A 13,077-nucleotide genomic window follows, 5' to 3' on the forward strand; every position below is an offset into this window, starting at 1 on the left:
GGCGCCCGAGTGGGGTGAGGAGGTGCTCCCCCGCACGCCGGAGGGGCTGGAATGTCCAGCCCCTCCAGGTGTTCGGGAAGGTGCTGACCGCCGGTGCGGTCAGTCCTCCACGGACGACGCGGTCGCCTTCTTCGCCGCCGCGGTCGTCTTCTTCGCGGCCGTCGTCTTCTTCGCTGCGGTCGTCTTCTTGGCTGCCGCGGTCGTCTTCTTGGCTGCCGTCTTCTTGGCCGCCGTCGCCTTCTTCGCGGGCGCCTTCTTCGCCGGGGCCTTCTTCGCCGTCTTCTTCTTGGCGGGTCCCTTGGCGCGCTTCTCCGCAAGGAGCTCGTAGCCGCGCTCCGGCGTGATGTCCTCGACGCTGTCGCCGGTCCGCAGCGTCGCGTTCGTCTCGCCGTCGGTGACGTACGCGCCGAAGCGCCCGTCCTTGACGACGACCGGAGCACCGCTCACCGGGTCCGTGCCCAGCTCCTTCAGCGGCGGCTTGGCCGCGGCGCGGCCGCGCTGCTTGGGCTGGGCGTAGATCGCAAGGGCCTCTTCGAGCGTGATGTCGAAGAGCTGGTCCTCGGACGTCAGCGAACGTGAGTCCGTGCCCTTCTTCAGGTACGGGCCGTAGCGCCCGTTCTGCGCGGTGATCTCGACACCCTCGGCGTCCTCGCCGACGACCCTCGGCAGCGACATCAGCTTGAGCGCGTCCGCCAGCGTCACCGTGTCCAGCGACATCGACTTGAAGAGCGACGCGGTCCGCGGCTTCACCGCGTTCTTGCCGGTCTTCGGCGTGCCCTCGGGCAGCACCTCGGTGACGTACGGGCCGTAGCGCCCGTCCTTGGCGATGATCTGGTGCCCGGTGACCGGGTCCGCACCGAGCTCGTAGTCACCGCTCGGCTTGGCCAGCAGCTCCTCCGCGTACTCGACCGACAGCTCGTCGGGCGCCAGGTCCTCCGGCACGTCCGCGCGCTGGTGGCCCTCGGCGTCCTTCTCCCCGCGCTCGATGTACGGGCCGTAGCGCCCGACGCGGAGCTTGATGTCGTTGCCGACGGGGAAGGAGGAGATCTCCCGGGCGTCGATCGCGCCGAGGTCGGTGACGAGTTCCTTGAGACCGCCGAGGTGGTCGCCGTCGCCGTTGCCCGCGGCGGAGGCCGCGCCGCTGACGGCGTCGTCGCCCTCGCCGAAGTAGAAACGCCTCAGCCAGGGCACGGACTGGGCCTCGCCCCGCGCGATGCGGTCGAGGTCGTCCTCCATCCGGGCGGTGAAGTCGTAGTCGACGAGCCGGCCGAAGTGCTTCTCCAGCAGGTTGACCACGGCGAAGGAGAGGAAGGACGGGACGAGCGCCGTGCCCTTCTTGAAGACGTAGCCGCGGTCGAGGATCGTGCCGATGATCGAGGCGTACGTCGACGGGCGGCCGATCTCGCGTTCTTCCAGCTCCTTGACCAGCGAGGCCTCGGTGTAGCGGGCCGGGGGCTTGGTGGCGTGGCCGTCGACCGAGATCTCGTCGGCGGACAGCGCGTCGCCCTCGGCGACCTGCGGCAGCCGGCGCTCGCGGTCGTCGAGCTCGGCGTTCGGGTCGTCGGCGCCTTCGACGTACGCCTTCATGAAGCCGTGGAAGGTGATCGTCTTGCCGGACGCGGAGAACTCGGCGTCGCGTCCGTCGCTCGCCCGGCCGCCGATCTTCACGGTGACCGAGTTACCGACCGCGTCCTTCATCTGGGAGGCGACGGTCCGCTTCCAGATCAGCTCGTAGAGCCGGAACTGGTCGCCGGCCAGACCGGTCTCGGCGGGCGTGCGGAAGCGGTCGCCGGAGGGGCGGATCGCCTCGTGCGCCTCCTGCGCGTTCTTGACCTTCCCGGCGTACGTACGCGGCTTCTCCGGCAGGTAGTCGGCGCCGTACAACTGCGTGACCTGCGCCCTCGCCGCGGAGACCGCGGTGTCGGAGAGCGTCGTGGAGTCGGTACGCATGTAGGTGATGAAGCCGTTCTCGTACAGCTTCTGGGCGACCTGCATGGTGGCCTTCGCCCCGAAGCCCAGCTTCCGGCTCGCCTCCTGCTGGAGGGTCGTCGTACGGAACGGGGCGTACGGGGAACGGCGGTACGGCTTCGACTCGACGGACCGCACGGCGAACGCGGAGTCGGCGAGCGCGGCGGCAAGGGCCCGCGCGTTCGTCTCGTCCAGGTGCAGCACCTGGCCGGAGCCGGATTTCAGCAGTCCGTCCGGACCGAAGTCGCGGCCCTGGGCGATCCGGCGGCCGTCGACCGCGCTGAGGCGGGCGGTCAGCGTCGACGGATCGGAGGCGTCACCGGTACGGCCGGTGGCAAAGGCGCCGGTCAGGTCCCAGTACTCGGCGGAACGGAAGGCGATGCGCTCGCGCTCCCGCTCGACGACGAGGCGGGTGGCGACGGACTGGACCCGGCCCGCCGAGAGTCGCGGCATGACCTTCTTCCACAGGACCGGCGAGACCTCGTAGCCGTAGAGGCGGTCGAGGATACGGCGGGTCTCCTGGGCGTCGACCATGCGCTGGTTCAGCTCGCGCGGGTTGGCGACGGCGGCCTGGATCGCGTCCTTGGTGATCTCGTGGAAGACCATCCGGTGGACCGGGACCTTGGGCTTGAGTACTTCCTGCAGGTGCCACGCGATGGCTTCGCCCTCGCGGTCCTCATCGGTGGCGAGGAAGAGTTCGTCGGACTCGGCCAGCAGCTGCTTGAGCTTTCTGACCTGCGCTTTCTTGTCCGCGTTGACGACATAGATGGGCTGGAAGTCATGCTCGACGTCGACGCCGAGCCGACGGACCTCGCCGGTGTACTCGTCGGGAACCTCTGCGGCGCCGTTCGGCAGGTCGCGGATGTGCCCGACGCTCGCCTCGACGACGTATCCGGGGCCGAGGTAGCCCTTGATCGTCTTCGCCTTGGCAGGCGACTCGACGATGACGAGTCGGCGGCCGCCCTGTGCGGTCTCGCTGGTCGGGGACAACTTCGCTCTTCTCTCCGGTCGACACTCGATGGGCATCCGGGCAGCGCGATGACGCTGCCGACGGTGCTGTCGCTGCGGAGTGTGACGGTACAACCCGCCCCCGTGTCAAACGGCAAAAGCCCGCAACGGCCACTCGAACGGTAACCCGACTTCCGCCATTCCTGCCGCCCGGAGTGCCCGATACGCGGCGTGCGCGGTCGCTGCCTGCGGGTTTCGCGGCGCGGTGGCGGTGCTGCGGCCGCCGGGGGCGGGGGGGCGGGACAACCGGGCGTGTTCACGTCCCGGGCCGGGTGATCACACGGTGGCGACGCGGGTGGCGAGGCGGCAGCCGTGGATCAGATGCGGGTGAAGCACCCCACACCGAGGACGAGGAAAAGTACGCCGAACAGAGTGGCGAGTGTGGCGGAGAGGACGGGGCGCACCCTGTACGCCACCGGCGCGCGGTGCACGACGCACGCCCCCGTCCATACCAGCAGCGCGGTCCCGAACAGCGCGAACGTCGTTCCGGCGAATACCGCAGGTCCGCTCTCCATGCCCGTACGCCTCTCCGTGACCGCCCGGCCCGGGGCCGTCGCCCGCGTCGAGTCAGGGGGAGGCTGTCACTCGGGGGCGACACCGGTGCGAACCCCGGGTGAACTCCAGTGCCGCGGTCCGCCGGGTCGCGCTGCCGCCCGGTCCGCGCTCGTTGGCCGGATCACATCAGGTCGAAGGTCGCGCGACGCCGGCTGCCACGTTCGAACACCGCCAACAGGACCACAGCGAGCACCGCGTATCCGGCCCCCGTCGCCGGCTCGGCGCCGAGCCGTCCCCGGTCGAGGCCACCACCTGCGGACAACTCCCGCGCGGCCTCGGCGGCATGGGTCAGCGGGAGAACGTCCCCGACGGCCCGCATCCACTCCGGCAGTGCCTCGCGCGGCACATTCTCGCCGGTCAGCAGCAGGAGTACGGAAGCGGCCACATTCGACACCAGGAACACATCACGGAAACGCAGACCCAGCGCCCCGAGGGCGAGGCCGAACACGGAACACCCGCCCGAGGCGGCGAGCAGCACTGCGGCAAGACCGGGCAGCGCACCAACCGGAATCCGCAGACCCAGCAGGAGAGTGGCGGCGGTGAGCGTGAAGACGCTGATGAGGAGGCCGTTCAGTACGTACGGCAGGGCGCGCCCGAACCAGAGCGGAGCCCGGTGCCGAGGGCTCAGCAGCACCGCACCGAGCGTGCCGTAACGACGCTCGTTGGCGACGGCCATGGTGCCGCCGTAGACGCAGGCGGTAGAGGCGGAGACAACGGCGTTGCCCAGCAGGTGGAAGCGGTCGCCCCGCTCCGACGGCAGCCGTCAGCAGACGGTCGGGGTCGTCCGCGGCACGGAAGAGGTGGACGGCGAGGGTCGCGTACACGAGGGGAACGAGAACGGCGAAGGTGATTTCGAGCGGTGAGCGGCTCATGTACGAGACATGGGTACGCACGCCGACGAGGGTCAGGCGCAGAATCCGGGGCACGGTCGTCATCGTGGTCATGCCACGACCTCCTCGGACCGGTCGGCCGCCGCGGCCCCGGGCCCACCGTCCGCACCACTCTCCGACTCCTCGACGATCGCGATGTACGCGTCCTCCAGGGTGGGTTCGCGCGTGACGACGCGTCCGATCCGGATCCCGTCGAGCGCGGCCAGGACCCGCGAGTGCAGATCGGCGCCCCGCTCCGTCTGCACCATGACGGCCTGCCGGCTGCCGCGCTCCTCGGCAGCCACTCCGCGCACCCCGGGGAGTTCCCGGATGCGGTCGAGGTGCTCGTCGGCCGCTCCGTACGCCTCGATCTCCAGGATGTCGCGCTCCTGGACCCGGGACTTGAGCCGGTCCGGGGTGCCGAGAGCCTGGATCGTGCCACCCGCGATCACCGCGATCCGGTCGCACAACTCATCGGCCTCGGCCATGTAATGGGTGGTGAGCAGGACGGTGGTGCCACCGGTCCGCAGATCGGCGACGGTACGACGCAGATCGCGCGCCGCCACCGGGTCGACGCCGATGGACGGCTCGTCGAGGAAAAGGACATCGGGCTTGTGCAGCAGGCCACGGGCGATGTGCAGGCGTTGCCGCATCCCGCGCGAGTAGCCCTCGACGCGTTCCTTCTCCCGGCCGGCCAGGCCGACCAGATCGAGGAGTTCGGCGATCCTGCGCCTCTGGTCGCGCGGTTCGACCCCGTACAGCTCGGCGAAGTAGCGCAGGTTGTCGAGGGCGGAGAGCCGGTCGTACAGGCCCCGGTCGCCGCCGAAGACGTAACCGATCCTGCGGCGTACGGCGACCGGGTCCGACGCCACGTCGTGGCCGAGGACCCGGGCCGTGCCGGAGGTGGGCAGCAGCAGGGTGTTGAGCATCTTGATGGTGGTGGTCTTGCCCGCTCCGTTGGGGCCGAGCAGTCCGAACAGCTCGCCGCGCGCCACCTCGAAGCTGACGCCACGCACGGCTTCGGTCACGGTACGGCGGGGGCGCAGAAAGCCGGTGCGGCTGTTGTAGGTGCGGCGGAGATTCTTCGCCTCGATCGCAAGCATGGCGGGGACGCTAGGCCTGTCCCTACCGCACCGGCCATCAATTCGGGGGCGGCCGAATCGTCGCTCACGCCCCGGTCCCGATCAGGACACGGCGCGCAGCACGTCCTCGCCCAAGAGCAGCGCGAGCAGCGCCCGGCCGGTGTCCGGGAGCTGGTGGTAGACGCTGCGCCCGACCCGGTGGCGGGTGACGACGTCCGCGTCGGCGAGGACGGACAGGTGCTCGGAGACCGTGCTCGGCGCGAGCCCGAGCCGGTCGGCCATCCCTGCCGTGGTGAGCGGCCCGCCGAGCTGGCGCAGCACCGATGCCCGGCCCCGCCCGAGCAGCGCACCGAGCCGGTCGGTGGCTTCCGGTCCGGCCCCGGCGGGGTCGCGGAGCGCGCCCGCGCCGCGGGCCTGGAAGGAGACGGCGATGACCTCGGGATCGTCGGTGGAGTAGAGCCGGCAGCCCTCGGCGAAGACGAGCGGTACCAGCAGGAGCCTCCGCTCGCCCGCCCGGTACTCGGCGTCGATGTGCTTGGTCAGCTCAAGGACCGGCGGTGTCCACCGGGCCCGCGCCTCCAGCCCGGTGAAGAGCGCGTCGATGCCTTCGGTCGCGAACGTCCGGGCGCGGATCAGGACTTCGTCCTCGACGAGGCGCCGCACAGTCGGCCAGTGCGGCTCCATCGCCCCTTCCCAGTACGCGGCGTAGGAATCCGCGAGCGCGGCGCAGGCCGCCTCCGGATCCGCCAGGTAGGGCCGGATGCGCGGATGGTCCTCGAGTCCCGGATAGTGCTCCTCGACCCCGGCCCGTACGACCTCGGGCGGCGTGGCCCTGATGATGTCCAGCTCCGTCTCGACGGACGAGGCGCCGACCGGCCGGGGGAGCAGGAAGTCCGGGAAGCTCAGCGGGCCGTCGGTCAGCAGCCGCAGCGCCGCGGTCCGATCGTCCTCGCGCAGCACTTCACGGGCCCGCCCGACCCACTTCTCGTACGGCCAGGAGGGCGTACGGTGCGGCTTGGCCAGATGCAGGCTGCAGAAAGCGTCCCACAGCGGGCTGATGGCGATCCGGGCCGCGCCGAGCGCCGCCTCGTCCAGCTCGATCCGGATCACCCGGCGGTCACCGCCCGCTCCGTGCTCATCAGGCCTCCCCCACCGGCTCCAGGAACCCCTCCTCCACCAGCAGCCGGATCGCCTGCGGGGTACGGTCGCGCAGCAGTACCGGGTCCTCGTTCATCAACTGGGCGATCGCGTCCAGGATCCGGCCCGCGGGCAGCGTCCCGTCACAGACGCCCGCGAAACCGGCACCGACTGCGTCGACCTTCGTCGCGCGCCGCATGCCGCGGTTCTGACGCAGCACCACATGCTCGGGGTCCTCCGCACCCGGCAGTCCGACCTGCTCCTGCATCACTTCCGGAGCGAGCATGAAATGGTCGGCGAGCAGCGCCGCGTCATCGTGCGTCCGCAGATAGTCCTGGCGGGCGAAGTGGGCCTCCACGGCAGCGCCGAGCGGCTGTTCCACCGGATGCGGCCACTCCTCGATCACGACTGACGGATTCCCGTCGGCCGCGGCCGCGGACTTCCGGAGCGTGATCCAGCCGAAGCCGACGCCCTTCGTCTTGCGGGCCTCGAACTCGTCCAGCCAGGCGTCGTACCGTGCGGCGTACTCCGCGGGGTCCGTACGGTGGTCGCCGCTGTCGCGCAGCCACAGCTCGGCGTACTGCGTGATGTCCTGCACTTCGCGCTGGACGACCCAGGCATCGCAGTCACGTGGCACCCAGGAGCGCAGCCGGTCCTGCCACTCCTCGCCCTGGACGTGCTGCCAGTTGGCGAGGAAGTGCGCGTATCCCCCCTCGTTCAGCCGGTCGCCGGCCTGCTGCACCAGCGTCCGGCACAGGTCGTCGCCGCCCATGCCGCCGTCGCGGTACGTGAGACGGGCGCCCGGCGAGATGACGAACGGCGGATTCGACACGATGAGGTCGTACGTCTCGGTGCCGACCGGCTCGAAGAGCGAACCCTCGCGCAGATCGGCCGGGGCGGCACCGGACAGGGCAAGGGTCAGCCGGGCGAAGGCGAGGGCGCGGGGGTTGAGGTCCGTGGCCGTGACCCGGATGGCGTGCTGCGCGGCGTGCAGCGCCTGGATGCCGGAGCCCGTACCGAGATCGAGCGCGGAGGCGACCGGCGTACGGACGGTGATCCCGGCGAGTGTGGACGACGCCCCACCGACGCCGAGGACCACCCCCTCCTCGTGCGAACCGATGCCACCCGCGCCGCCGACCGCGCAGCCCAGGTCGGAGACGATGAACCAGTCCTGCCCCTCGGGCCCGCTGTACGGCCGCACATCGACGGCGGCCCGCACCTCCTCGCCCGCGCGGATCACCCAGCCGTCCTCGACGCACTCGTCCAGCGGGAGCGCGGCGCGGGCCCGCTCGTACGGGACGGGGCGCTGAAGCAGGAAGAGCCGCACCAGCGTGTCGAGCGGGGAGTCGCCACGGGTGGCCCGCAGTGCCGGAACCGTCTCGCTGCGGGCGAGCGCGGCATAGGCGGGCGCGCCGAGCAGGTCGAGGAGCCCGTCGGCGGTGAAGGCGGCAGCGAGCAGGGCTTCGCGGAGCCGGGGCGAACGGTCGGGCGCGGGGAGACTGGTCGTACTCACCCGCCCATTGTGGCCGCTCCCACCGACAACGGCAGCGGCCCGGCAGCATCGGAGCTGCCGGGCCGGTCGTACCGCCGCTGTCAGGGCTTCTTGCTGGGCGACGCGGAAGCCGACTTCTCGGGGGTCTTCGACGGCGTGGCGGCCGGCGGGACCGAAGCCGTCGGCTTCTGGCAACCCGGCTGCTTGGCCATCGCGATGCCGACCTTGCCGGACTGGAGCTTCTTCAGCGCCTGGTCACCATTGGTGCTGATCTTGTTCAGCTCGTCGGCGATGCCCTTCAGGCCGTCGGCGAACTTCGCCTGGTCCTTGATGTCGAGCGCGTCGACCTTCTTCTGCAGCTCCGCGTAAGCGGCCGAGGAGGCGTTGAGCTCCTTCACGGCCTCCTTGTGCGTGGTCTCGCCGTTGTCGACCGGCGGTGCACCCGCCGAGTCCACAGCTGTGCCCAGCGCCTTGTACGCCTGCGAGATCTGCTGGAAGGCGGCCGAGTCCGTCTTCTGGACATCGGCGGGCTTGCTGTTGTCTGCGGTCTGCTGCTGGATGGCGGCGTTGGCGTTCGCGATCTTCTGCAGCTGGGGTTTGACCTGGTCGCAAACCTTCTTGGCCCAGTCGTTGACCTTGTTGTCGCTGCCGCCGTCGTCGCTGCAGCCCGACAGCGTAAGTACCAGTACCGCACCGCCGGACAGTGCGGCTGCAAGCTTCTTGTTCACCGGATCGGTCCCTTCCAAGGCTCTCGGCCCCGGAACTTACACGCCAAATGACCTCCATCCGGGTGCCGGTCGTCCGATGGATGACCTTTTGTAGCCATTTGCACCAAGGGAAATGAGGGAGATACAACTCACGCGCGAACGGGTGAACGCGCGCGGCAGGCGAATGGCAAACGGGTGGACAGCGCATCAGGATGCACCGTCCACCCGTTCTTTGACCAGGTCATGCCCTTGCTGGATCAGGCGCTGCCCCGGGTTGATCGGGAACAGCCCGCGAGCTGTCGCCCCCTTCCCTGTACCCGCCTCATGAAACGGCAGCCGGATCGGTCGACTTGGCAGTCGCGCCGCCGTCGTCGTCGGAGTCGTCCTCGTCGCCCACGGCGATCCCGCGACGCTTGGAGACATAGACCGCGCCGACGATGACGGCGAGGGCGAGCACCGCCACCACCGCCCGCACGCCCGCGCTCGCGTCCGCCCCGTAGCTGAACTGCACCACCGCCGGCGCGATGAGCAGCGCCACCAGGTTCATCACCTTGATCAGCGGGTTGATCGCCGGTCCCGCCGTGTCCTTGAACGGATCGCCGACTGTGTCGCCGATCACGGTGGCGGCGTGGGCCTCGCTTCCCTTGCCGCCGTGATGACCGTCCTCGACGAGCTTCTTGGCGTTGTCCCACGCACCTCCGGAGTTGGCGAGGAAGACCGCCATCAGGGTCCCGGTACCGATCGCGCCCGCGAGGTACGAACCGAGCGCCCCGACACCGAGGGTGAAGCCCACCGCGATCGGCGCCAGCACCGCGAGCAGCCCGGGCGTGGCGAGCTCACGCAGGGCGTCCTTGGTGCAGATGTCGACGACGCGCCCGTACTCCGGCTTCTCGGTGTAGTCCATGATCCCGGGGCGCTCGCGGAACTGCCGTCGCACCTCGTAGACCACGGACCCGGCGGACCGGGACACCGCGTTGATGGCCAGGCCGGAGAACAGGAAGACGACCGCGGCCCCGAGGACCAGCCCCACCAGGTTGTTGGGCTGCGAGATGTCGAGGCTGAGGGTCATTTCCCCGGCCTTGGCACCCACTTTGTCGACCGCCGTGGCGATCGCGTCGCGGTACGAGCCGAAGAGCGCCGACGCCGCCAGCACGGCGGTGGCGATGGCGATGCCCTTGGTGATGGCCTTGGTGGTGTTGCCGACGGCGTCCAGATCGGTGAGGACCTGGGCACCGGCGCCCGTGACGTCGCCGGACATCTCGGCGATGCCCTGCGCGTTGTCGGAGACCGGTCCGAAGGTGTCCATGGCGACGATGACCCCGACGGTGGTGAGCAGCCCGGTCCCGGCGAGGGCCACCGCGAAGAGCGCCAGCATGATCGACGTACCGCCGAGCAGGAACGCCCCGTAGACGCCGAGTCCGATCAGCAGCGCGGTGTAGACGGCGGACTCCAGACCGATGGAGATCCCGGCGAGTACGACGGTGGCCGGGCCGGTCAGGGAGGACTTGCCGATGTCCTGGACGGGGCGCCGGCCGGTCTCGGTGAAGTAGCCGGTGAGCTGCTGGATCAGCGCGGCCAGCACGATACCGATGGCAACGGCGACCAGGGCGAAGACCCGTGGGTCACCGCTGTGCGTTGTGATCGCGCTGTCGGTGACGCCGTTCAGGTCGGCGTACGAGGACGGGAGGTAGACGAAGACGGCCACCCCCACCAGGACGAGCGAGATCACCGCGGAGATGAAGAAGCCTCGGTTGATGGCCGTCATCCCGCTTCGGTCGGCGCGCCGCGGGGCGACCGCGAAGATGCCGATCATCGCGGTGACCACGCCGATCGCCGGCACGATCAGGGGAAAGGCCAGTCCGGAGTCGCCGAAAGCGGCCTTGCCGAGGATGAGCGCGGCGACGAGCGTCACGGCGTACGACTCGAACAGGTCGGCCGCCATGCCCGCGCAGTCGCCGACGTTGTCGCCCACGTTGTCGGCGATGGTGGCTGCGTTGCGCGGGTCGTCCTCCGGGATGCCCTGCTCGACCTTGCCCACGAGGTCGGCGCCCACATCGGCGGCCTTGGTGAAGATGCCACCACCGACCCTCATGAACATGGCGATGAGCGCGGCGCCGAGCCCGAAGCCCTCGAGCACCTTGGGCGCGTCGGCGGCATAGACGAGAACCACGCACGAGGCGCCGAACAGCCCGAGTCCCACCGTGATCATGCCGACCACGCCGCCCGTACGGAAAGCAATCTTCATCGCCCGGTGCGATACGTCGGTGAGATCTTTTTCAGGTTCGCCTTCCGCCGGAGTCGCCTCACGCGCGGCGGCGGCCACCCGCACATTGCTGCGGACGGCCAGACGCATGCCGATGTATCCGGTGGTCGCCGAGAAAAGCGCACCCACCAGGAAGAACAGCGACCGGCCGGCGCGCTGCGACCAGTTGTCGGCCGGAAGCAGCAGAAGCAGGAAGAAGACCACGGCGGCAAAGACGCCGACAGTGCGCAGCTGCCGGGCCAGATAGGCGTTCGCACCTTCCTGGACGGCTGCCGCGATCTCCTTCATGCGGTCGGTGCCCTCGCCGGCCGCCAGCACCTGGCGGACCAGCAGTCGGGCGACGATCAGTGCGGCGACGGCGACGATCGCGATGACGATCACGATGACGCGGTTGTCATCGGTGAGTACCGCGGCCGCGAGAGAGGTGGGTCGGTCGGAAAGTGCGGAAACTTCGGGCAGTTCTGCCAGTGGTGTGTTGATGAAGCCCGCCATACGTCCTCCTTGACGCTCAGCGCTCAAGACGTGGACGGATTGTAGGGAGCAGAACCTGATCAAAACAGTCCGCAGTAAATGTAAATCGCCTTTACCCACCGATCGGTAAATGATCGCACCCTCGGATTGCTCCGAATGCAGTAATGGGGCAGAAGCATTGTCCGTAGATCGCTGATCAAGCAGGAATGGAAAAAGGCCCTGCTCGGCAGGGCCTCGGAGAGTGGATCAGGAGTTACGGATCGGGGCGGCGCCGCGACGGGCCGGCCCGCTGTGACGCCTCCGGCGCCTCAGGGATGCAGTGTTGCGGGCGTCTTCGGCCAGCTCATGCGGATCACTCCGCCATCGGTTCCCGATCTGACTTCCACATCGTCGACGAGGCCGCTGATGACCGCGAGCCCCATCTCGTCCTCGCTGTCGGCGTCGGTCTCGGTATCCGGTTGGCCGGGCCCCGCGCCGGACGCCTCGGCTGCTCCGGCCTCACCGCCGGGGACGGGCACCTCGTCGCCGACCTCGATGGAGAAGGACTTCTCCTCCTCGGTCAGGACGACCTTGACCGGAGCGGTGATGCCGTGGTTGCGGTGCAGCCCTACGGCGCGGCTGCAGGCCTCGCCGACGGCGAGTCGGACCTCGTCGAGCACTGCCTCGTCGACCCCGGCCCGGCGCGCCACAGCGGCCGCCACGAGGCGGGCCGTCCTGACGTGTTCGGGCTGGGCGCTGAAGCGGAGTTCAACGGTGGCCATGCGATCCCCCTCAGACGTACGGGCGTGCATCTCAGGGGCCCGGGCACAATGCCCGGTACCCCCGCTCTCTCTTCCTCCGGAAGCCGGAAGAGCCACCGGCCTCCGACAGCCGACATGCGACCGACGGCAGTCGGCCCACCGACCCACCGACGGGTCACCCCGTCGACACCCGGAAGCCGATCTCACCGATGGCCGACAGCCCGCTGCCGGGCGTGTCGCAGCCGACAGCCCGGCCCGGCTGCCGGAATGCCGGACCCGGCACCACGACTTCCACCGAACCAGCCGTCCGCCGAACGGGCCGCACCCCGGCCCGGCTGTGCCCCGGACCGACCGGCCGCCGGACCGACCGGCTGCCGGACCGACCGGCTGCCGGCCGATCCGAAAGCAGGCGGTCCGCCGTCAGTCGGTGGCCGCGACAGCCTCGTCGACCGTGGTGTGGATCGGGAACACCTTGGTCAGACCAGTAATCCGGAAGATCTTGAGAATGCGCTCCTGGTTGCAGACCAGGCGCAGTGAGCCCTCATGGGCCCGGACACGCTTCAGGCCGCCCACGAGCACGCCGAGGCCGGTGGAGTCGAGGAAGTCGACACCTTCCATGTCGACAACCAGGTGGTAGCTGCCGTCATTCACCAACTCGACCAACTGCTCGCGCAGCTTGGGCGCGGTATACACATCAATCTCGCCACCGACCTCGACGACCGTACGGTCGCCACCAGGGCCGGACACATTGCGAGTCGACAAGGACAGGTCCACGGATCCTCCAG

10 protein-coding genes are annotated in these 13,077 nt (G+C 69.8%); all 10 read right to left on the reverse strand.

All coding sequences use genetic code 11. The features are described 5' to 3' along the window. Nucleotides 1-99: 99 nt before the first annotated feature. The gene (topA, locus tag ACFU8W_RS04405; protein WP_384032190.1) at nucleotides 100-2,958 is read right to left on the reverse strand and encodes a type I DNA topoisomerase; all 2,859 of its coding nucleotides are present in this window, start codon (nucleotides 2,956-2,958) and stop codon (nucleotides 100-102) included. 335 nt (nucleotides 2,959-3,293) lie between these two features. Further along, entirely contained in the window at nucleotides 3,294-3,491 is a 198-nt protein-coding gene (locus ACFU8W_RS04410; RefSeq protein ID WP_345517433.1) for a hypothetical protein, read from the reverse strand. A 161-nt stretch (nucleotides 3,492-3,652) separates the two neighbouring features. After that, entirely contained in the window at nucleotides 3,653-4,291 is a 639-nt protein-coding gene (locus ACFU8W_RS04415; RefSeq protein ID WP_384032974.1) for an ABC transporter permease, read from the reverse strand. Between the two features lie 180 nt (nucleotides 4,292-4,471). Beyond that, nucleotides 4,472-5,503 (reverse strand): ATP-binding cassette domain-containing protein, encoded by a 1,032-nt coding sequence (locus ACFU8W_RS04420; protein WP_384032192.1) that lies wholly within the window; start codon nucleotides 5,501-5,503, stop codon nucleotides 4,472-4,474. Between the two features lie 81 nt (nucleotides 5,504-5,584). After that, nucleotides 5,585-6,592 carry an ArsR/SmtB family transcription factor gene (locus ACFU8W_RS04425; RefSeq protein ID WP_384032194.1) on the reverse strand — a complete coding sequence of 336 codons (1,008 nt, stop codon included), beginning with the start codon at nucleotides 6,590-6,592 and terminating at the stop codon, nucleotides 5,585-5,587. Between the two features lie 28 nt (nucleotides 6,593-6,620). Next, nucleotides 6,621-8,132: a class I SAM-dependent methyltransferase gene (locus ACFU8W_RS04430; RefSeq protein ID WP_345517428.1), complete on the reverse strand. Its 1,512-nt coding sequence runs from the start codon at nucleotides 8,130-8,132 to the stop codon at nucleotides 6,621-6,623. 80 nt (nucleotides 8,133-8,212) lie between these two features. After that, nucleotides 8,213-8,839 carry a small secreted protein gene (locus tag ACFU8W_RS04435; protein ID WP_384032197.1) on the reverse strand — a complete coding sequence of 209 codons (627 nt, stop codon included), beginning with the start codon at nucleotides 8,837-8,839 and terminating at the stop codon, nucleotides 8,213-8,215. Between the two features lie 301 nt (nucleotides 8,840-9,140). Beyond that, nucleotides 9,141-11,573 carry a sodium-translocating pyrophosphatase gene (locus ACFU8W_RS04440; RefSeq protein WP_384032199.1) on the reverse strand — a complete coding sequence of 811 codons (2,433 nt, stop codon included), beginning with the start codon at nucleotides 11,571-11,573 and terminating at the stop codon, nucleotides 9,141-9,143. A 287-nt stretch (nucleotides 11,574-11,860) separates the two neighbouring features. Further along, nucleotides 11,861-12,313: an ATP-binding protein gene (locus ACFU8W_RS04445; RefSeq protein ID WP_384032201.1), complete on the reverse strand. Its 453-nt coding sequence runs from the start codon at nucleotides 12,311-12,313 to the stop codon at nucleotides 11,861-11,863. 399 nt (nucleotides 12,314-12,712) lie between these two features. Beyond that, nucleotides 12,713-13,066, reverse strand: a complete 354-nt coding sequence (locus ACFU8W_RS04450; protein WP_003967428.1) for an STAS domain-containing protein — start codon at nucleotides 13,064-13,066, stop codon at nucleotides 12,713-12,715. Nucleotides 13,067-13,077: the final 11 nt, after the last annotated feature.

Source organism: Streptomyces sp. NPDC057565, assembly GCF_042801455.1.
Lineage (GTDB): Bacteria > Actinomycetota > Actinomycetes > Streptomycetales > Streptomycetaceae > Streptomyces > Streptomyces yanii.